Origin of the sequence: Paenibacillus sp. YIM B09110, from assembly GCF_037167145.1 — a bacterium.
GTDB lineage: Bacteria > Bacillota > Bacilli > Paenibacillales > Paenibacillaceae > Pristimantibacillus.
The window spans coordinates 1-21,076 of the sequence record NZ_JBANSP010000028.1; the positions used below are offsets into that span (position 1 = coordinate 1).

The 21,076-nt window shown below is 50.1% G+C and carries 15 protein-coding genes; 14 read left to right on the plus strand and 1 reads right to left on the minus strand.

Annotation, left to right across the window (positions count from 1 at the left end):
* Position 1 precedes the first annotated feature (1 nt).
* From spoIIID to V8F51_RS26775, 6 genes are all read left to right on the plus strand, one after another.
* On the plus strand, positions 2–289 hold the full coding sequence (gene spoIIID / locus V8F51_RS26750) for a sporulation transcriptional regulator SpoIIID (protein WP_307204834.1): 288 nt from the start codon (positions 2–4) through the stop codon (positions 287–289).
* A 166-nt stretch (positions 290–455) separates the two neighbouring features.
* Entirely contained in the window at positions 456–1,454 is a 999-nt protein-coding gene (mreB, locus tag V8F51_RS26755) for a rod shape-determining protein MreB (protein WP_337103555.1), read from the plus strand.
* 162 nt (positions 1,455–1,616) lie between these two features.
* On the plus strand, positions 1,617–2,477 hold the full coding sequence (locus tag V8F51_RS26760; protein ID WP_337103556.1) for a flagellar hook-basal body protein: 861 nt from the start codon (positions 1,617–1,619) through the stop codon (positions 2,475–2,477).
* A 31-nt stretch (positions 2,478–2,508) separates the two neighbouring features.
* Positions 2,509–3,348: a flagellar hook-basal body protein gene (locus V8F51_RS26765; protein WP_337103557.1), complete on the plus strand. Its 840-nt coding sequence runs from the start codon at positions 2,509–2,511 to the stop codon at positions 3,346–3,348.
* Between the two features lie 17 nt (positions 3,349–3,365).
* Positions 3,366–3,653: a DNA-directed RNA polymerase subunit beta gene (locus tag V8F51_RS26770; protein ID WP_337103559.1), complete on the plus strand. Its 288-nt coding sequence runs from the start codon at positions 3,366–3,368 to the stop codon at positions 3,651–3,653.
* Positions 3,654–3,762: 109 nt separating this feature from the next.
* A complete protein-coding gene (locus V8F51_RS26775; RefSeq protein ID WP_337103560.1) occupies positions 3,763–5,025 on the plus strand; it encodes an ArnT family glycosyltransferase in 1,263 nt (420 codons plus the stop codon).
* Positions 5,026–5,097: 72 nt separating this feature from the next.
* On the opposite strand, the gene V8F51_RS26780 is transcribed toward V8F51_RS26775, so the two are convergent.
* Positions 5,098–7,308: an Ig-like domain-containing protein gene (locus V8F51_RS26780; protein WP_337103561.1), complete on the minus strand. Its 2,211-nt coding sequence runs from the start codon at positions 7,306–7,308 to the stop codon at positions 5,098–5,100.
* Positions 7,309–7,555: 247 nt separating this feature from the next.
* Here V8F51_RS26780 and V8F51_RS26785 point away from each other — a divergent pair, with 247 nt between their 5' ends.
* The 8 genes from V8F51_RS26785 to V8F51_RS26820 all read left to right on the plus strand — a co-directional run bounded on the left by V8F51_RS26785 (position 7,556) and on the right by V8F51_RS26820 (position 20,538).
* On the plus strand, positions 7,556–8,113 hold the full coding sequence (locus V8F51_RS26785; RefSeq protein WP_337103562.1) for a CDP-alcohol phosphatidyltransferase family protein: 558 nt from the start codon (positions 7,556–7,558) through the stop codon (positions 8,111–8,113).
* A 139-nt stretch (positions 8,114–8,252) separates the two neighbouring features.
* Complete coding sequence (gene fabZ / locus V8F51_RS26790; protein ID WP_337103563.1) at positions 8,253–8,684, plus strand: 3-hydroxyacyl-ACP dehydratase FabZ; 432 nt, start codon at positions 8,253–8,255, stop codon at positions 8,682–8,684.
* Between the two features lie 62 nt (positions 8,685–8,746).
* Positions 8,747–10,474 carry a phospho-sugar mutase gene (locus V8F51_RS26795; protein WP_337103564.1) on the plus strand — a complete coding sequence of 576 codons (1,728 nt, stop codon included), beginning with the start codon at positions 8,747–8,749 and terminating at the stop codon, positions 10,472–10,474.
* 33 nt (positions 10,475–10,507) lie between these two features.
* Positions 10,508–12,640: a DUF5693 family protein gene (locus tag V8F51_RS26800; protein ID WP_337103565.1), complete on the plus strand. Its 2,133-nt coding sequence runs from the start codon at positions 10,508–10,510 to the stop codon at positions 12,638–12,640.
* Positions 12,604–13,749: a polysaccharide pyruvyl transferase CsaB gene (gene csaB / locus V8F51_RS26805; protein ID WP_337103566.1), complete on the plus strand. Its 1,146-nt coding sequence runs from the start codon at positions 12,604–12,606 to the stop codon at positions 13,747–13,749. The genes V8F51_RS26800 and csaB overlap by 37 nt, the downstream gene beginning before the upstream one ends.
* 7 nt (positions 13,750–13,756) lie before the next feature.
* Positions 13,757–14,506 carry a WecB/TagA/CpsF family glycosyltransferase gene (locus tag V8F51_RS26810; RefSeq protein ID WP_337103567.1) on the plus strand — a complete coding sequence of 250 codons (750 nt, stop codon included), beginning with the start codon at positions 13,757–13,759 and terminating at the stop codon, positions 14,504–14,506.
* Positions 14,507–14,713: 207 nt separating this feature from the next.
* A complete protein-coding gene (locus V8F51_RS26815) occupies positions 14,714–15,856 on the plus strand; it encodes a glycosyltransferase family 4 protein (protein ID WP_337103568.1) in 1,143 nt (380 codons plus the stop codon).
* Between the two features lie 521 nt (positions 15,857–16,377).
* Positions 16,378–20,538 carry an S-layer homology domain-containing protein gene (locus V8F51_RS26820; protein WP_337103569.1) on the plus strand — a complete coding sequence of 1,387 codons (4,161 nt, stop codon included), beginning with the start codon at positions 16,378–16,380 and terminating at the stop codon, positions 20,536–20,538.
* Positions 20,539–21,076 lie beyond the last annotated feature (538 nt).

A 21,076-nucleotide genomic window follows, 5' to 3' on the forward strand; every position in this document is an offset into this window, starting at 1 on the left:
CGTGCACGATTACATCAAAGAGCGAACCATTAAAATAGGCCGCTGCATCGTTGAAACGAAGCATACGGTGCGAACGATCGCCAAAGAGTTCGGTGTGTCCAAGAGTACGGTGCATAAGGATTTGACCGAACGGCTGCCGGAAATCAACCCCGACCTGGCAGACCAGGTTAAGCACATTCTCGAGTATCACAAATCGATTAGGCATTTAAGAGGAGGCGAAGCGACCAAAATCAAATACAAAAAAACGAGCTCCAAGAAGCGTGAAGTCATTGCCGCGGGCAAGGTGTAATCAAATAATAGGTTTGTCGACATGTGCTGACACAGTAAGAAAATTTTTCATCGATTTGTAGAGGAATTTCGACCTTTTTGGCGAATAATGTACACTAGCGGTTTCTCTGTCAAGAGGGACTAAACGTACGTTATGTAAACATTATTCGTTGGGGGACTTAAGCCTTATGCTGAGCAAGGATATCGGGATTGATCTTGGAACAGCCAATGTTTCGATTCATGTGAAAGGAAGAGGCGTTGTGCTCGATGAGCCGTCTGTCGTTGCAATCGAGAGCGACACGAAACGCGTGCTTGCCGTAGGCGAGGAGGCACATCGTATGGTGGGCCGCACGCCGGGCAATATCATTGCGATTCGGCCGCTGAGAGATGGCGTTATCGCTGACTTCGAAATTACGGAAATTATGCTGAAAGCGTTTATTGACCGTGTAGAAGGCCGCAAGTGGTTCAGCCGTCCTCGCATTCTAATCTGTGCGCCGACGAATATTACGTCGGTTGAGCAGAAGGCGATTCGCGAGGCGGCAGAACGCAGCGGCGCGAAGGAAGTTTTCTTGGAAGAAGAGCCGAAGGCTGCTGCTATAGGGGCTGGAATGGATATATTCCAGCCTAGCGGCAATATGGTCGTGGACATTGGCGGGGGTACGACGGATGTAGCCGTTCTTTCTATGGGCGACGTCGTTACCGCCTCTTCGATTAAAGTCGCAGGGGACAAGTTCGATGACGCTATCATGAAATATATTAAGAGCAAGTACAAGCTTCTGATCGGCGAGAGAACAAGCGAGGATATTAAGATCAAGATTGGGACGGTATTCGAGGACGGACGCCGTGACGAGATCGATATTCGCGGACGCGACATGGTGTCGGGTCTGCCGCTTACGGTTACAATCCGCTCGAACGAGGTTCGCGAAGCGCTATGGGATCCGGTGATGTCGATCGTATCGGCAGCGAAGTCGGTACTCGAGCGTACGCCGCCGGAGCTGTCCGCTGATATTATCGACCGCGGTGTCATCCTGACAGGCGGCGGCGCATTATTGGACGGGCTCGATGCCCTGCTCGCAGAGGAACTGAAGGTTCCGGTGCTAATTGCTGAGGATCCGATGCATTGCGTCGTGAAGGGTACGGGTATTCTGCTCGATCACTTGGACAAGCTCGGGAAAAAAGTAAGGTGATGTTGCGGCTTTCATGTAGTTTGCGCGGGTAGGGAGCCATAGGGGAGCGAGCCGAGGCGCAAATGAGTCAAAGGTCGCATAGACATGCTATTCAGCCTGCCTTGCTTTCGACCGATAATATATAGAGGTACTGGGATTGAAAGCCACGAGGAGGTTACAATCGTGTTAAGAGGACTATATACCGCAGCTGCCGGCATGATTGCGCAGCAACGCAGACATGATACGGTAACGAATAATATATCGAATATCAATACGCCGGGCTATAAGCAGACGAATTCGGTGTCGCGCGCTTTTCCTGAGATGCTCTTGTCGCTTACGGGCGTTGAGCCGAAGGACCAAATGAAGATCGGCAAGCTAACGAGCGGCGTATTCGCCGAGGAGAGCTTATCGATTCATTTGCAAGGCGATCTTACGCAGACGAATAATGCTTCTGACTTCGCCCTTATCTCGAATATCGATGTGCCTGGACTTGTGTTCGATGCATCCGGCAAGTCGGTTAGCGAAGACGGCCAAGTGACGTTCCAGCCGCAAGCGTTCTTCACCGTTCAGAACGCGAATGGAGAAGTGCGCTATACGCGCGGAGGCAAGTTCACATTGACGGAAGACGGCTTCCTCATGACGACCGATGGCTCTAGCGTACTTGGAGCGAACGGTCAGCCTATCCAATTTCCGGTCGGGACAAGCCTTGAGAATCTGATGTTGACCGACGATCAGCGGTTCTTAGATCCCCAAGGCATCGATCGGGGGCAGCTCCTCATCACGCGCGTAGATAATCCGAACGAGCTTGTGCGCGACGGCAACGGCAACTTCCGCTTCGAAGGCGAAGACGGCAATGCCCGCGCAATCGATGCAGGCGAGAGGATCGAAGTAAGACAAGGCTACGTCGAACGCTCCAACGTCGACGCTGCGCAAGCTTCAGTCGATTTGATGGCTGCGCTTCGCGCTTACGAAGCGAACCAGAAGGTTATTCAATTTTACGATCAAAGCTTAGGCAAAGCGGTAACAGAGATTGGCCGTGTCTAATCGATAACGAGATAACGTCAGGAGGCTTAGCATGAACGGTTCAATGATTAATGCGATGGTGTCGATGAACGGGCTGCAGCAGAAGCTCGACTTGCTCGCCGATAATATAGCGAATGCGAATACAGTGGGCTATAAGAAGAAGGAAGCGACGTTCGAGGATTTGCTCACGAACGTGAGAAGACAGCCGGAAGCGTTCAATCAGCCGGGCAGGCTGTCGCCGATGAACTTCAACCAAGGCTGGGGTTCGCATATGACGATGGTGCAGCCGAATTTGTCGCAAGGACCGGTTAAAGCGACGGATAAAGAGACTGACCTTGCCATTGAAGGAAATGCCTTATTCGAGGTCGAAGTCGATGCGGCAGGCAACCGTGCGTATACACGCAACGGCGCCTTCCAGTTGACGCCTAACGCAAACGGTGATACCATACTGGCAACGGAAGACGGATATCCTGTAGTCGGAAGAGTCCGGGATCAGACGGGCGCTCTCGTAGACGGTCAGATCGTCGTACCGCAAGGCTACAGCCTGCGCGTCAATCCGGATGGCACTGTGCTTGGCGTTTCGTCCGAGCAGACGATCGAGCTTGGCAGCGTGAAGCTGCTGCAAGCGACACGTCCTGCGGCGTTGACGGCGGTGGCGGACAATCTGTTCATTATCGCCGATGGAATCGACGAAGGAGACGTTGTTCAGCTTGTCGTGCCTGGCAGCGATAATGGCGTTACTGTTAACCAAGGTTATTTGGAGCAATCCAATGTCGAAATGACGGATGAGATTACGGAGCTTATTAGTGTGCAGCGCGCTTACCAGCTGGCTGCGCGGGCGCTCTCGTCCAGTGATACGATGATGGGACTTGCAAACAGTTTGCGCGCATAAGGATAGGATGATGGTGAATGAGTATGGCCGATGAACGAGTCGAGAATAGCAATAGGGGCGAAGGAGAAGATCCCCCGAAGCGAGACGGCTCGAAGACGAAGGCTAAAGCTAAGAAGCAGCGATCCAAAGGCGCGAATATCACTTTATGGATTTTGCGAAAGAGCATCGTACCGGTCATTATGGTCATTATGCTCATTGTAGGCCTGTACGCCGGTTATGTCGTACTTGGCAAGCAGCCGGAGGATGAAGTATTCAGTTGGTCGACTTGGCAGCATCTATACGATTTGGTGTTTGCCGATTCGTAAGGGTGTACGACGCATTTGCTCGTACGAATAAGCATATGAGATCATGCTCTTGCAGGAGCGACTGCTGAGCGTGATCTTTTTTTTGTGTGGAATTTCAGGGGAAGGCGGTATGGTGGAGAAGATGAACCAATCGCGTGCAAAATGGTACTGGGGCGCTGTCGCTGTCCTATTCATAGTAGGCGCATTTCTGCGCTTCGACTTTGTCGCATCGTCGACGCACAGCATGAAAAACCATGATACGAAGTATTACAATCTAATGGTTCAACAGTTGCTGGAGAAAGGCGTTTACGCCTATAAGGAAGATCAGCCGAATGCGAAGGTGACGCCGGGTTTTCCGCTCTTCCTGGCGGGGATCTATAAAGCGGTCGATTATAAGAAGCATGATCCTTTTCCTTATGTCAGATACATACAAGTTATCTTAAGTCTTGCTACGATGGCGTTATTGTTCCAACTAGCCTATCGGCAGCTAGGAAGAGCGCAAGCGCTCATTGCTTTGCTGCTGGCGGCAGTCTACCCGCCATTCGTCTATGCGAACGGAGCGATACTAACCGAAGTGCTGGCGACGTTCCTGCTCGCGCTGTACGTTACGCTGCAGTTGCACTCCTACGAGAAGTTGTCGCTTCCATGGGCGCTTGCGGCAGGTACCGTGCTCGGGGCGCTCGTGCTTACGCGTCCGGAATTTCTGCCGGTTGCGCTGTTGTTCGTTGTATTCTACGGCTGGAAGCTGAAGCAAAGCCGCAAGAAGGTACTGACCGTCTTCGGTGTGACGATGCTTGTATTCGCCGTGCTCATGAGTCCGTGGTGGATTCGCAATATGGTGACGTTCGATAAGTTTATTTTGCTGTCAACGATGGAAAATCCGTTGTATGCCGGCACGTTCGAATACAAGAACTATGAGAATACGATTGTTCCGATTCATGCGAAAGCGGAAGATTCACAGACGGAAGTCGCAAAGGAGCGTATTATATACGGCTTCAAGCATTATCCGCTGACCTTCCTCGGCTGGTATACGGTCGGCAAGTTGGTCTATCTGTACGGCCCGGTCTATACGGGAACTGGGCATGATCCATGGTATACGATTATACCCATGAACGGCTTGCCGCTGCACTTCCTCATTATGCTGCTCGGGGCGCTGGGAACGATCTATGCGCTGCTGCGGTATAAGCGTTCGCAGCCGCTGCTGATCTTCATAGCGCTGTTGGTCGTCTCGATGACTGCGCTGAGACTAATCTACGTCGCGGAGGCGAGGTATACGTTCACCTTGATCCCGCTTATCCTGCTGCTGACCGCAGACACCGGGAAACAGCTGTACGACTGGTTCGTTATGAAATACAGCAAGCGGAGTAAAGCGGCCGCTTCAATAGATGCATAGCTTAACCTTAACAACAAAGCCCTTTCAGCTTCCGTGACCGGAAGTGAAAGGGCTTTGTTCATTTAGAGGCTTCTATTTAACGCTAACGCGTATGGTAATCGTTTTGCCGCCAAAGCTTGCTTTGATCGTCGATGTGCCTTTGCTTACCGCTGTAATCTTGCCGTCGGTTACTGTAGCTACGCTTGGTTTGGAGCTCGTCCATATCGCGCTGGCCGTTGCATTAACCGGGCTGCCCGTTGTGTAGTTCGCCGTTAACGTTATAGCGAACGCTGCGCCAGGGCTGAGCGATACCGTCTTAGACGACACCGAGAGCGACTTCAGCTTAGGGGTAACGACTAGGGCGATCTCAACTTTCTTGCCTTGGTAAGACCCGGATACTTTGCCGCTGCCAACGGCTATGGCTTTAACGGAGCTGCCGTTAACGGATGCGATTGTATCGGGATTGACCTCCCAGTTCATTTTGGAACCGAGAGAGATTTTTTTGCCGTCTTTGTAATAGCCGGTTACTTTAATCGACTTCGAGCGTCCCGGATTGAGCGCGAGAGAGGTAGGCTCTACGACGAACTTAACGATTTCCTCTTCAATTCGAACTTTTACGGTTATCGTTTTGTTCAAGTACGTGCCAGTCAGGGAAACGGTAGAAGCTTCAAGACCTTTAACGGTCTCAGCCTTCAATACGATATTGTCGGACGTTGTCTTCCACTTTATGGACTTCGTTACGTCCTCTTCTTCGCCGTCTTCATTAACGACGGTTACGCTTGGCAATGCCGTTTCCTTGCCGATAATAACACTCATTTCCTTCGTGCTTGCAATGAGCTTAAGCGGTTTGACGTGCACTGTCAGCTTGGCTTCTACTTTCAAACCTTGCACGGTGCCGGTCAGAACGGTTTCGCCGATTGCGACTGCTGTCCATTTACCGTCCTTGATCGTAGCGATTTCCTCATCGGAAGAAGTCCATTTCACAAGTTTGCTGACATCGGTTTCCGTGCCGTCGAAGATCGTAGCGGTTACTTTTGGAAGCTCGGCGCTATCGGAGATGAATCCGTCGATTTCCTTTGTCTCCGTCTTCACCGCATTGATGCTGGCATATACGGTTACTTCGATGCTGCGACTTACGCCTTTGTGTGATGCTGTGATTTTCGTTGTACCAACGCCTTTAGGTGTAACAACACCGTTATTAACGGTAGCAACGATTACGTTGGACGATGTCCATGTCGCTTCTGTAGTTACGGGTTTCGATACGTTCTGGTTCGTCAGCACCTCAGCCATGATTGGGAGGTCACCGTCCTGAAGGAACATATGATATTCCTTCTCTGGCGTCAGCTTAATTGATTGATAAGCTGCACGAACAACGACTTCGATGGAAGTGGTTACGCCGAGATACGAGACGGTGATTGTTGCTTTGCCTGCGCTAACTGGCGTAATGGAGCCTTTATCAACCGTTGCGATGGCTGTGCTGGAGCTGGTCCATTTTGCTTTGTCGGTTACTGGATCTGTATCGAGAGTATCTTTGTCTGTTACTGTAGCTGTCAGCTTCGTATCATCGGTCCCGATTTCAAGCTCAAGAAGACCAGATTTGTTAAGCTCGATCGACTTGTAAGGGGAGGAGACGGTCAGTACGACCGAATCGCTTTTTCCTTTGTACTTTGCGGTAATCGTCGTCGAACCTGTACCGACTAGGGTAATCGTGCCGTCAACGACGGTTGCGGCCGCCGTGTTAGAAGAGGACCAAGTGGCTTCGGATGAAATATTTACGCCATCGTCGTTGCCTTTGGTGCCTTCGAGTCTATAAATGAGCGTTTCGCCTAATTTAATTTCTTGCGTGGATGGAATATCATTTTCGCCTTTGGAATCCCTCAGCGTTACTTCATCGTATACATAGTCAGACGTTGCTTTGATGCTGACCGTATATCCGCTATAAGTTGCTGTAATCGTTGCAGTCCCTTTGCCGAGACCGGTAAGGACGCCGCTTTCAACCTTTACGATTGAGGCGCTTGACGACTTCCATGTTGCGCTTGAAGTAACATTCTTCTTCGTTGTGCTGCCGGAGACCGAAGCAAACAACGTGACGTTGATTTTATCCGACTCGACCTTTAGATCAAGGGAATTGGTGCTGCTATTGAAATCCGAGGCGTCATAATCGAATTCGATTCCGGTTACGGTATCCTCCGCCGCATAAGCGATTCCTGTCATTGAGGTAGCAATAAGCATAAGTGCCAGAGTAGCGGCAAGCCATTTTCGCGCCTGCATGAACGACAAGTTCCATTGTAAACGTAAATTCACTGCATCCCGTTCCTTTCTGCTTCATTAATATTAGTGTCTTCTACTATTAACGGCTAGAAAAGGCTGGAAATGAAGATAAAAAGGGCAACTTATTTCAAATGGGTACAGAGAACTACAACATTTTATAGGGATGCAGCACATTCTTCTGTCAAGGTAGACGCATGCGCAGTTTTCATTTGCATATGGTAGTTGTATAATAGTTGGGAGCCGAGGCGAAAGTCAGGAATAGGCAAAGGAGTGTGACCGTTTGAATCTGCCGAATCTATTAACCTCATTACGCTTTGTGTTAATTCCGGTGTACATAGGTGTATTCTCAAGCGGTTATATGATCCCAGCCTTTCTGATTATGGTTGCCGCCGGTATTACCGATATTTTGGACGGCTACATCGCTCGTAAGAGCGGACAAGTGACAACGGTTGGCATTATGCTTGATCCGCTGGCCGATAAGCTTATGCTCATAACAGTCATCTTATCGCTGTTGCTGGCAGACATGATTTCATTGTCTGCGGCTGGAGCGATGTTTTTGCGCGATTTGGGCATGATAGCGGGAGGCATGTTTTATCATTTTCGGGGCAAGAAGACCGTGCCGGCCAACTGGATGGGGAAACTGACGACGATATTATTTTATTCAGCCATCATGTTTATTTTCTTCGATGCATCGTTTGCAAAGTCGTATCTTTGGGCGGTCATCGCGTTCTCATTTATTACTTCCTTTATGTATATCGCATTATTCAAGGCGCTAAATAAGCCGGAAGTCGATGTGATTGGTAAACAGGAAGGTGAGCCGGAGAAAAAAGAAGCTTGACCAAAGACGCTTCAGGTCTCCTAGTCAAGCTCCCTTATCTTAACCTCCACGAACTGCAGTTTCATGAAGGATAAGTATAGTTTCAGTTAAAATAACTTTTTTTATACTAGTGAACTTTGCGAAAGGGGTATTGTTTAACATGCTCGATATTAATCAAATCCAAGAAATTATTCCGCACCGCCCTCCATTCCTGCTCGTCGACCGTATTTTGGAGGTTGAACCGGGCGTAAAGGCCGTCGGACTCAAAAACGTAACGATGAACGAACCCTTTTTTGTAGGGCACTTCCCAGGTTATCCGGTTATGCCGGGCGTGTTAATCGTGGAGGCGCTTGCGCAAGTAGGCTCGGTTGCGATGCTTATGGTTGAAGCGAACCGCGGCAAGCTTGGATTCTTCGCCGGCATAGACGGCTTCCGTTTCCGCGACCAAGTGAAGCCTGGCGATACGCTTATTCTAGAGGTAGAGATTACGCGCCTCAAAGGACCGATCGGCAAAGGAAAAGCGACTGCAAAAGTTGGTGACAAGGTAGTAGCCGAAGGCGAGCTTATGTTTGCTTTGTCCGATCGTACTTAATCATTTGTTGCACACGTAGGCTGGATTAGATTTTCAAAGATACGAAGAAAGAGGTTGAATATATGACTCAATCATCCCTGAACACGGCTGCGGCCAAATATGAAGCATGGTTAAATGATCCGCTCATCGACGAAGCAACGAAGGCGGAGCTTCGCGGCATCGCTGGCGACGAGAAGGAAATTACGGATCGTTTCTATCGCGATCTTGAATTTGGGACAGGCGGCTTGCGCGGGGTTATGGGTGCAGGGACTAACCGTTTGAATGCTTATACCGTCGGCAAAGCGACGCAAGGCCTGGCGAACTGGCTGCTTGCCAATGAAAGCGCTGAGAGCGGCAAACCTTCGGTCGTTATAGCTCATGACTCCCGCAATCTGTCGCCTGAATTCGCGCTGGATTCGGCGCTTGTGCTTGCGGCTAACGGCATTACGACGTATTTATTCGAAGGGCTGCGTCCTACGCCGCAATTGTCTTTTGCGGTTCGCGCGTTGAACGCGGCGAGCGGCATTGTTATTACGGCAAGCCATAACCCTCCTGAATATAACGGCTACAAGGCATACGGTGCAGACGGTTGTCAGCTTATTCCGGAGGAAGCAGAGCAAGTTATCGCTTCGATCGGCCATATCGTAGACCTCGGTGAGATCAAACGCATAAGCCGCGAGGAAGCGGAAGCTCAAGGTTTGCTCCGCTGGTTGGGCGCTGATGCGGATCAACAATTCATTGATACGGTTGCAGCGCAAAGCTTGAATGGCGAGCTGCTGAAAGGCGAGATCGGCGAGAAGTTTGGCGTCGTGTTCACGCCGTTGCACGGAACAGGAAACATGCCTGTTCGTGAGGTGCTGAAGCAAGCGGGCTTCCGCAACGTTCATATCGTACCCGAACAGGAGCAGCCTGATGGTTACTTCAGTACGGTGAAGTCGCCGAATCCCGAGGAACGCGAAGCATTCACGCTGGCGATTGCCCTCGCGAAGGAGACTGGCGCCGACATCATTATCGGTACGGACCCGGATGCGGACCGCATGGGCGCCGTCGTGAAAAACAACGAAGGCGAATACGTCGTGCTAACAGGCAATCAATCGGGCGCTTTGATGGTTCATTACGTGCTGAGCCAACTGCAAGAGCGTGGCAAGCTTCCGGCTAATGGCGTCGTTGTGAAGACGATCGTCACGAGCGAGATGGGTGCGGACATCGCATTGTCCTATGGTGTTGCGGTTGAAAATACACTTACAGGGTTCAAATATATCGGCGAGAAAATGACGCGTTACGAGCAAACCGGCGAACGTGCATTTCTATTCGGCTATGAGGAAAGCTACGGCTATCTGACGGGCACATATGCGCGCGATAAGGATGCGATTGTCGCCTCGCTGTTGATCTGTGAAGCGGCTGCTTATTATAGCAGCAAAGGGAAAACTTTATACGATGTGCTGCTTGAGCTGTATGCGCAGCACGGTGTGTACTTGGAGGGATTGGAATCCCGCACGCTTAAGGGATTTGACGGTGTTCAGCAGATCGCAGCGATCATGGACGACTGGCGTCAGAATCCGCCTGCCGAGATCGGCGGCGTGAAGGTTGAACGGGTGCTTGACTACGCGGGAGGCCTTGACGGACTTCGTCCGGAAAACGTGCTGAAGTATCTTCGTGCGGACGGATCGTGGTTCTGCTTGCGTCCATCGGGTACCGAGCCGAAAATAAAAGTTTATTTCGCGGTCAAAGGTGAATCGACGGCTGCGGCTGCAGAGTCGCTTCAAGCGTTGAAGAATGCCGTTATGGCGCGTGTTGACAGCAAAGCCTAGACTGGAAACTGTAATTTAGAACGGAGGAGTTTCGTGCTTTTACGATGGCAGCAATGGAATCGGCACGCGAAGATATGGCTATGGGTCATTACGCTGATTGGCGTAGCGGCGGCTATGCCGCTTGGCTTGGTTCGGATGGATATGGAAAAGACGTCGAAGAATATTGAGTATGTATTCGACTATCGCGATATTATTGAAGTATCGGAGCTGCAATCGAAGCCTCGGGAGTTCATGAAGGAGAAGCTCGAGCTGCTGAAGGATTCAGGCATCACGACGATGGCTGTCTATGAGAGCAGCTTGAAGGAGCTCGTACAGTCGGGCAGACTGATGTACTTCAGCGCCCGCGATGCGGCGTTGCTGCAAGGAAAGTTCGAGGCTACCGGACAAAATTATACGTACGTTTTGTTTAACGGCAAGGAAGAGGAAGAGAAGATCGGACCAATCGTGCGCGAGGCGTTCGATCGCGCCGAGGCTGTCTACCGCGAGTGGTCCTACGAGGGGCGAAACGGTCTTGTGATCGAGATGCCTGTCGGGGAAGCGGTCATGAAGGTCATGGATTTTGACCCAATGGCGATGGAAGAGCTGAACGGCATGGGCTTTAAGATTTTGCCGCGCTTCTCGGACCGGATTCAGCCCTATGATGCAGAGGCTCTGGACAAGCTTCTCGGTCAAATGAAGGAATATGGCGTGACACGCGTATTATTCGATGGCGATAAAGTCAAAGGAGCATCCGATAAAGCGAATCTACATAGCTTCTCTGAGCTTCTGAACAACTATGGCATGGGTATCGCCGCTATCGAGAATTTGAAAAAGCCGCAAAAAGGGATTAATACATTAGCGTACGATACAGACTATAACGTAGTGCGACTCTACTCGCTATCCGCAGGTGACGGAATGACGATGACGCCGGAGGGGATAGCGGACCGTTTCCTCTTGGCGGCGAAGGATCGCAATATTCGGATGTTCTTCTTGAACGGCATGGTACAGGCCAATACGGACAAGGGCAAATTCGTTCATAACTTGGATAAAATAAGCCAAGCGCTGCGCGGGGATAATGGAGCCGTTGCCAAACTTGCTGAGCACGGTTTCACGCCAGGCGAGCCGCAGCCGTTCGATTACGAGCAGCCGTCATGGGCGAAGCCGCTTCGCGGCGTTGTAGCGCTGGGAGCAATTGCGCTTATTGCGCTTGTTGTCGGTACATTCGTACCGGGCGTCAACATTCCGGTATTCCTGCTCGGACTAGTCGGCAGCGCAGGCTTGTACAAGCTGAACAGCTCGACGATGGAGCAGGCGCTCGCGCTCGGCGCGGCTATCGCTGCGCCGACGCTGGCACTCATTTGGGCAATGAATCGCATCACGTCAAGAACTGTTGGCGATCGGCGTATCGTTGGAGGCGAAGATTGGTCGGTTGGCAGAAGCCAAGCGTCCCTTGCAGCGGACGAAGCGGCTGCAGGCGGGAAGAATGGCCGCTTGAACTGGCTGTTCGCTGCTCCGTCCGTAGGCAAACGTCTTGGACTGGCGATCAATTGGTTCGTAGTAACGGCATTAATTTCACTTATTGCCGTTCCGCTTGTGTTCGGCTTATTGAACAATATTACGTACAATCTTGTATTGGAACAATTCCGCGGCGTTAGCGTATTGCATCTTGCGCCAATTGCGCTTGTTGCGATCTACGTCGTGCTTTATACAGGCCATGCGAAGCTGTTCAATATTCGCAAGCTGCTTGCGCAGCCTATTACGCTTACATGGGTTGTTCTCGTCGCTGTTATCGGCCTAGTCGGTTATTATTATTTGTCGCGTACAGGCAATGCTGGATCGGTAACGCCGATAGAGCTTGTGATTCGCAATTTCCTGGAGCAGACGTTCGGCGTAAGGCCGCGCTTTAAGGAGTTCCTGTTGTCGCACCCGCTCTTCCTGCTCGGACTGTTCTTATCGCTCCGTTATCGCGCGGCATGGCTGCTCGTTATCGTAGGCTCAATCGGCCAATTGTCGATGGTTGACACGTTCGCGCATCTGCATACGCCGCTTTATATTTCGGCTATCCGCGTTCTGCTTGGACTAGGCACGGGAGCGATTATCGGCTGCATTCTTATTGTTGCTTGGCTGATTGTGGAGGGAGTTTTGAAGAAATGGGCACCGGTTCTCATACGCAAGTATATCAAATAGCGATCTCCGGCTATTATGGCTTCCATAATAGCGGCGACGAGGCGGTGCTGCTCTCGATTCTGCTGGCGCTTGAGGCGGAAGGCAAGGCGCAGGGCGTAACGATCAAGCCGATCGTGCTGTCGGGTGACCCGGAGTGGACGAGCAAGACATACGGAGTTGAAGCGGCGCATCGGATGCGTCCGGCGGACGTGCTGAAGACGCTCCGCCGCTGCGACGGGCTCATTAGCGGCGGCGGCAGCTTGCTCCAGGATGCAACGGGGACGAAGACGATTCCGTATTATACGGGAATCATGAAGCTTGCCCAGCTTCTGGGCAAGCCCACGTTCGCGTATGCGCAGGGTATCGGCCCGGTGAACCGCCGATGGATGGATCCGTTGATCCGCCATGTGATGAAGCGGAGCAAGTATGTTTCGGTGCGGGACGCCGAATCCGCCGCTTTGCTTGGGCGGATCGGGGTCCCTGCGGGCCGGATCGAAGTAGTACCCGATCCGGTGATGGGCTTGCCGCTGCCGGCCGCTGAGGCGGCAGCGATCCTCGGCGCGAGCGAGACGCCGCCGATCATCGGCGTCTCGCTGCGCCGCTGGCGCAGCGACGGCGCGGATCTCTCGCGCGCCGTCGAGGCGCTGGTCGCGCTGTCGCACCGCCGGCCTGTGCGGCTGCGCTTCTTGCCGTTCCACACCCCCTCCGACTTAGAAACGTCGGAGCAGGTGATGGAACGGCTGCGCGGCCGGCTCGGCGACGGCAGTTCCGCCGAGCTGGCCGCTCCCGGCGACCATCCGCAGCAGATGCTGCTTGAGGTCAGCCGGTGCGACGCGCTGCTGGGCATGCGCCTGCACGCGCTTATCTATGCCGCAGGCCAGCGCATTCCGATGCTCGGCCTGTCCTACGATCCTAAGATCGATCAATTCCTGAATCGACTCGGCCTAACGCCGATCGGTACGACTGAGCAGCTGGACGCAGAGGCTTTCGCCGATGCGGCATGTCTGCTGCTCGACCAGCGTGGACAGTGGCAGGACAAGCATAAGCGCGCAATCGACCAATTAGTGGAACAATCGCAAAAACCGGCGCAACAAATCGTGCATTTCTTGCGTCATACTATATCGAGGTGACTTCCTCATGTCGAATAATCATCCAACCGTGCCGATTTATGGCATACCGTTCTCGAAACTGAATTTGGACGAGACGGTTCGTTTACTTACAACAGCTATTGAGGCAAGAAAACCTACGCATGTCATTACGGCTAATCCGATCATGATTATGGCAGCGGTGGACGATCCGAATTATGCGCGGATGATGCTGAAGGCTGATTTAATCGTTCCAGACGGCGCCGGAGTTGTGTGGGCGGCGAAGCACGTCGGAAATCCGGTTGCTGAGCGAGTAACAGGCATCGAGCTGCTAAGCAAGCTAATGGAGCAAGGCGAGAAACGCCACTGGAAGGTGTACTTGCTCGGTACGACGCAGGAAATTATTGAAGCGGCGGCCGAGAAGCTGCAGTTGCAGTATCCGCAGGTAAGGATCGCAGGCTGCCGCAACGGCTTCTTCACAGCCGAGCAGGACGATGAAGTGATTGCCGAGATCCGGCAAGCGGCGCCCGATATGTTATTCGTAGCGCGCGGCGCGGACACGCAAGAGCCTTGGATCGTCAAGCATAAGAAAAGCTTGAACGTACCCCTCATAATGGGTGTCGGCGGAAGCTTCGACGTTATATCCGGCAGATTAAAACGTGCGCCAATTATTTTCCAGAAGCTTCGTCTCGAATGGTTGTATCGCCTGCTGCAAGAGCCGAAACGTTACAAAAGAATGCTTGTTTTGCCGAAATTCGTCGTGAAAGTGCTTCGCGACAAAGAAAAAGTGACAAAACCTTAACTTACACCGCGAATATGTAGTGAAAACCGTGAAAATCGGTTGAAAACGGGATTGGAGTTTCTTTTTCAATCGGAGTATAATTCACTTCGGTACATGCGTAAACGCAAATCATCGTCCTTTGACGGCGAGAATGACGTTACACGCAGGAAATATAGGGCTGCTTGTTAATGAGCGTCTTATATTTGAAGAAAAGGGGAGTTGCACAAAATGCCAGTAGGCTTGCTGTACACGATAGGATTCATCATCTCTCTTGTATTAGCGCTTGTTATGACGCCGCTCGTGAAGAAACTTGCGTTCAAAGTCGGCGCAATCGATAAACCGAATCACCGCAAGGTACATACGCGCATTATGCCGCGTCTTGGCGGGTTAGCTATTTATATTGCATTTGTAGGGGGATTCTTCTTATTGTCCCCATTGTTGCCTGACGGCTTGCTTCGCCCGAGCGACATGAAGCTGATTAACGCGCTGCTTGTCGGCGGGACAATCATTATTGTGCTTGGCGCTCTAGACGACCGTTTCGAGCTTTCGGCTAAGGTAAAGCTAGTCGGCCAGATTGCCGCAGCTTCCGTTGTCGTATTCGGCTTCGGCGTGAAGATCGATCTGCTGAACATTCCGTTCGGCGAGACGATGCAGCCAATCGCTCATTGGATCGCGATTCCGATTACGATTCTATGGATCGTTGGCGTTACGAACGCGATTAACTTGATCGATGGCTTGGACGGGCTTGCCGCGGGCGTATCGGGTATCGCCATTGCGACGATCGTAGTCATGGCATCGCTGATGGGCTTCCAGCCAATCATCCTGCTTAGTACGCTGCTGCTTGGCGGCATCGTCGGTTTTCTTGTGTTCAACTTCCATCCTGCGAAAATATTCATGGGAGATTCCGGCTCGCTGTTCCTAGGATTCAGCTTGGCGACACTCTCCATGCTTGGCTTCAAGCAGGTTACGATCGTATCCTTCGTTACGCCGCTGCTAATTATCGGCGTTCCGCTCTCGGACACGTTCTTCGCAATCATTCGCCGCTGGGTGAACAAGCGCCCTGTATTCGCGCCGGACAAAGGACACTTGCATCACCGTCTGCGCGATCTTGGCTTCAGCCACCGCAAGACCGTCCTCATTATTTGGGGCGTAGCCGCTATCTTCGGCGGACTTGCGATCGTGCAATCGGCTGTCGTGCAATCGAGCGCGGCCAACTGGATTACATTCGCCGTCATTTGCTTGCTAATGTTCTTCCTCCAGATCGGTGCGGAGGTTACCGGGATCGTGGACAAGACGCGCAGACCGCTTATTAACCTGTTAAACCGTATATTCCTGCGGACCAAGGTTAACGCGGAATCGCGTTCGAAATAAATTAATATTCATTTATGCATTCGCTCCGAGTCTCTTATACCAAGAGGCTCGGAGCTTTTTTCTGTGAGTGAAGCTTATAAACCATATGGCACATCGTTCGTATGAATGGATTTCATCCAATCAAATAGCGAGAATAATCCGTTTCGTACTATTTGAATGGATTTTGTACAGGCTAATGAGCAGATATAGGCGGTATGGTGTGTAGTTAGGCGATTAGGTTGGATGTTTTCCACTCAAACGCACCAAATTCGTAGCAATGATCCTTTTCATTGGACAAAATCCAATCAAACGGCAACAGCGAGCTCGAAATGAAGGCGGAGGTTACCAAGTTGGTCTATCAATCACTTTGTTGTGGAAGTAACTTTAATGTGCGGGTTGCGACTGAGAATGTTCGTGAATGTTTAGTTGCCATGATTACTTGTCATATTTGGAAATTGATGTTTAACCTAAACTTTGGCCGCGGTCTGTCCGATATATACGTTACATCTAACTTTAAAGGACAGAAGTAGAGGAGGCTTATCGTGTTAAAAAAAATTACAGCAGTTTTGATGATGCTGGCCCTCGTCCTCCAGGTACTGCCGCCGTACAGCGGTAATAACGTATCTGCCGCGACGGGAAGCTTTAGCTTTTCCAACGAATCCGACGTATCGAATGCACCGCGCATTACGACTGAGCCGCGCGTAACGCTGACAGGCTCAATCAGCAACGTTAATGGAGCGACAGTTTCGTACGACGTTGTCCAAATCATTAACAACAGAGGCGACAATGATCCCTCTAACGACCAGATCGGTTCGAAACGCGAGAACGTGACGAGCAATATCTACATCAACGGATTTAACATTCAAGTATACAACATCGAGCTTTTCCCGGGCCTTAACCGCATTACGTTCAAAGGCGTACAAGGCGGCGGGGAAGTGACGAACTCTATCTATATCAATTACCACAATGCGCCTGTATTTTATGACCTTGTTGCCCAGTTGGACGGTAACCGTTTTACCGTTGAAGAGAATGGCACGACCGTAGTCCACTCGACCAACTCGACAGGCAAAACTTCGGCTGATATCAGCTTGACTGGTTTTGCGCCGAACGCTCAGTCCGTAACGGTTATTACGAACAACAGCAGTAAGACGTACAATGTCAGCAGCTCTAATAATTATCAATTCGCAGCATCCCCGATTAACGTCCAGCAAGGTAAGAACCTTGTTACGATCCGCGTTAAGAATGCCGATCAGACGATCGAAACGACACGCGAGATCGCATTTTATAACGGGAATGTAACGTTCTATGATGTGAACCTGGAGGAAACAGTAGGCACTCCAGCGGTAACAAATAAAGTAGCACTTGAGTATAACCCTAATTTTTCGGCAGAAGATCCTGCTGCAGTCATGGTTACTGGTAAGGTTATCGTACCGAACTTTCTGAAGGACGATTCTGTGCCGACAGATGGCATTCTAGAGCCGCATCCGGATCCTAATACCGAGATTGAGATCAGTTCTACATCTACACAGACAGGTACAACAACCTCAACATTTAACGGATCTGTTTATACGGTAAGTCCGTCATTGCCTGTAGGGCAGAATGACGATGCATTCTTTGTCTATGAATTCAAAACGCCATTAAGCACGTTTACCGGTGGAACACCAGTATTCGACGATCAATATACGTTGAAGCTTACCGCCGTGAACGAGAAGAGAAGGGCGCAAAGCTTGCCATACAACGAGGGAACAGGCAACATGTCGTTCTCGCTGCGTGACGGAGGGCAAGAATATATCGAACAAATCAATTATTTGACCGGATATACCAAAGACAAGCCATTCGAGAACTTGACCGGATCGGCACTTGACGGAATCAATTTATTTAGTATTCCATTTGCAATGGAAGTTTTAATCGCGAATCCGGATATCGCTGCTCCAACAGCTGAATTAGCTACGGTTACCGGCGTCACAAGTATTACAGGAGCTACCGATTCGAACTATATTGCTGCTCCAACAGTTGATAAATTCGAGAACCAATCCGAGCTGCTCACGTCAAAGTTTGTTTATCGTGATGTGAACGGCGTTTCGAAGCTTTTCAAGCGTGAAGTTATCATCTTCAAGAAACTTCCTTTTGAAGGAACGCAAACCATTCAGCTTGATGTTGGCGGAGTGAAGAAATCCGTTACATTCACGATGTTATTTGGACCGTTCACAAGCTACCAGACGATATTTGACAATATGTTGATCTACGACGATACGAACCTGTTGAAAACGGATCGAATCTCCAAAGTAATTACCGCAGCGCTTAGCGATTTTAAAGGCCAGATCAACAATATTAACAACACTTCCGAGATACGCTATGACTTGGCAGCCAATGCTGCGCAAACGGTGTTTTTCTATATTAATAACACACCGATACGCCTAAAAGCAGATTCAACCGATGTAACGAAATTCGAAATCTATGACGCTGCTGAGAAAATCAAAGCTTTCGATGCGCTATTCAGTGGGGAAAACGAAATTAAGTTCGTATTCCAAGGCTCGAAAAATGCATATGAGAAGAAGTTGAAGGTGTATATCGTGCCGACCAACCTGCCGGTTATTCCGGTAGACACGGCACTGGGTATTTTCCCTTACGCCAGCGGTTATGATGAGCCTTTGCCGAACGATCCGAAGTTCCCGAAAAGCGGATCGATCTTTAACACGACGGAAGCAAGCATGAATATCTTCGGTACATTCGATTTCATTGATCTTGGCAACAGTACGTCCCTATCGCATTATACTAATAAGATTAGTGAAATGAATAATCCGCTTAATGGACTGACTGCACCTAATAATTACATTTTCAAGATAGAGGGCAGCTCGCTCGCTGCTCCAATCCTTTGGGATTTAACGAATGAGTTCTATGTGGTCAATAGCTTGAATGACAACGCTCAGATAGGTATCGTCAACTCCACTAAACCGGTAGAAAACCTGACGGTGCGTTACGATATCGCAACGCAAAGCTTCTCATTCATATTTGCAAATCAGAAGCTTAATGCAGACGGCAGCTCCAGCGTGTACAACTTTACAGCGTACAACAACGGTCTTACGGGTCCGAAAGCAACGTATCGCTTGGAGGTTGACCCTACTTCCATGCCTTACACAATCGTTCGACCAATTCTCCCTGCGAAGAGCATCGTTAATCAAAACTTCCTTGAAGTCATTATCGATGCACCTGTAGGTACGGAGTCGGTTGTCATTAATAAAATCAAAGCCGAATTAATCGAATTTGATTCTGACAACAATCCTTCAACTCCTGAAGAAACATATTTGAATACGTACCGTGCATATTTAAGTAATCTTAAGGTCGGCAAAAATGAAATTGGGTTTACGATCGTCCGCGCCGATGACGAGGTTGAGAGCAGCTTCGAGGTGACTTACAAGCCTACAAACATTCCTGGCGCTCAGTACCTGGAAACGATGAAAAACTCGCACAAAATTTTCGAAGGTGCAGTGAACCTGAAGTTCCCAGCTAATACGTCCTTGATTCGCAGCGATTACAACGTCCCAAGCAACTTGAAGAACCAAGTCTTTACCGGACACAATCTATTGTTCGCTATTGCGAATAACGAAGATGGTGTTGTTGACCGACGTGAACTCGAGGAGAAGCCTCCAGGCTACGATATTACGCTCGAGAGCTTCGGAACAAGATTCCGTCTTTCTTATCCGACTAGATTCACGAAAGCAAGCCCAGTGTACTGGATCGATGCCGGACTTGCCGATGATCCGAATACGTCTTTGTACGATCCACTCACTATGGGTGTAGATCCGTATCAATTCCCGGGTGCTAAGGGAACGAACGGAACGAAGATTCCAACCTACGATGAACGTCCGGACGATCGTGAATTGATTACATCGAAGACCGGCACGTTGACGCTTACTTTTGATCCGAATATGAGAGACAGCATTGGCACAATTATTACGGTATACCGTTACGATGTGAAGGCCAAGTATTGGGAGAATATCGGCGGCGTAGTTAACGTGAAGAATAACACGATCACTGTACCATTCAATAAATTTGGCTACTATGTCGTTGGCAAGATGGTATATTCATTCCAAGACGTAACATCGCATCCATACGGCCGCAACTTCTTGGAAGCGATCTTTGCCAAAGGCATTATGAATGCAGCTGGCTATGACGAGTTCGGTACAGACATTTATGTATCACGGGGCGAGTTCGCACGTATGATCGTGAAGGCGCTCGACATCCCGCTTAACTATGAGCTGAGCAAGCTGCACTTCAACGATGTGCCGTCTATCGTTAACCCGGACGCGCTATGGGATTACCGCTACATTGAGACAGCAGCCCGGGAGGGCATTATCCGCGGTACAGGACCGCAGACGTTCCAACCGAGCTCTAGCTTGACTCGTGAAGAAGCATCGGTCATCATCGCTAGAGCGCTTGATCTTAAGCTGGGTACGGACACGGACAAGATCAAGAAAGATCTGGACAAAATCTTTAAGGACGGCGGCAACGTAGAGTACTACGCTAAAGCATCTGTCGTCGCTATTGCTAAGAAAGGCTTCATTTTAGGCTCGCCAGTCGATCCTAGCAATCCGAAGGCCGGTTACGTATTCGAACCGAAGTCGAACCTGCTTCGTTCGGACGCAGCGATTATCGTCGCACGTATTCTTGCTGATCTGAAGAAGCTTCCTAAGCTTAACTAACTACCTACATAGACGGCTGCAGACCTTACTCTGCAGCCGTCTGTTGCTATATTACGAGCTTGTACAACATTATCCATGGAAAAACTTTAGCATCGACGCTGCTGAGTAAAACAAGCTATACTTGCAAAGTAGGAATCAATGAGGGGTTTTCCAACTGAAACGTACATAAAAAAACTTTTCAGCCCGCAGCGCAACTTTTTCCCAGGCAGTGCGTCTAAATACATGTCATCAAGAAACACATGATGAATAATGGCGAACGCACGGCAGAATAGGAAGATAGTTGGAATGAATTCTCAACTTCCTCTTTACGGTACGAGTAGCCCATTGTATAATGTTATAGTGGTACATCTACTCTAGTACTCTTTTACTTATTGTTTACAAGTTTCTGCGACATGTTATTACATAGGGTTAAGCATGCGCGCAGACATCATTTATACGAAATCAATGCTCTACTCTGGGAAGGGGGTGAATCGGCAATGAGGGAATCGAGCAATCTATTATCTAATCAACACTCTCAACAACCGAAGGTATTTAGAGG

Coding starts and splice junctions, on each gene's coding strand:
- mreB (WP_337103555.1), top strand. CDS start 456: ATGCTGAGCAAGGATATCGGGATTGATCTTGGAACAGCCAATGTTTCG.
- V8F51_RS26765 (WP_337103557.1), top strand. CDS start 2,509: ATGAACGGTTCAATGATTAATGCGATGGTGTCGATGAACGGGCTGCAG.
- V8F51_RS26770 (WP_337103559.1), top strand. CDS start 3,366: ATGAGTATGGCCGATGAACGAGTCGAGAATAGCAATAGGGGCGAAGGA.
- V8F51_RS26775 (WP_337103560.1), top strand. CDS start 3,763: ATGGTGGAGAAGATGAACCAATCGCGTGCAAAATGGTACTGGGGCGCT.
- fabZ (WP_337103563.1), top strand. CDS start 8,253: ATGCTCGATATTAATCAAATCCAAGAAATTATTCCGCACCGCCCTCCA.
- V8F51_RS26795 (WP_337103564.1), top strand. CDS start 8,747: ATGACTCAATCATCCCTGAACACGGCTGCGGCCAAATATGAAGCATGG.
- csaB (WP_337103566.1), top strand. CDS start 12,604: ATGGGCACCGGTTCTCATACGCAAGTATATCAAATAGCGATCTCCGGC.
- V8F51_RS26810 (WP_337103567.1), top strand. CDS start 13,757: ATGTCGAATAATCATCCAACCGTGCCGATTTATGGCATACCGTTCTCG.
- V8F51_RS26815 (WP_337103568.1), top strand. CDS start 14,714: ATGCCAGTAGGCTTGCTGTACACGATAGGATTCATCATCTCTCTTGTA.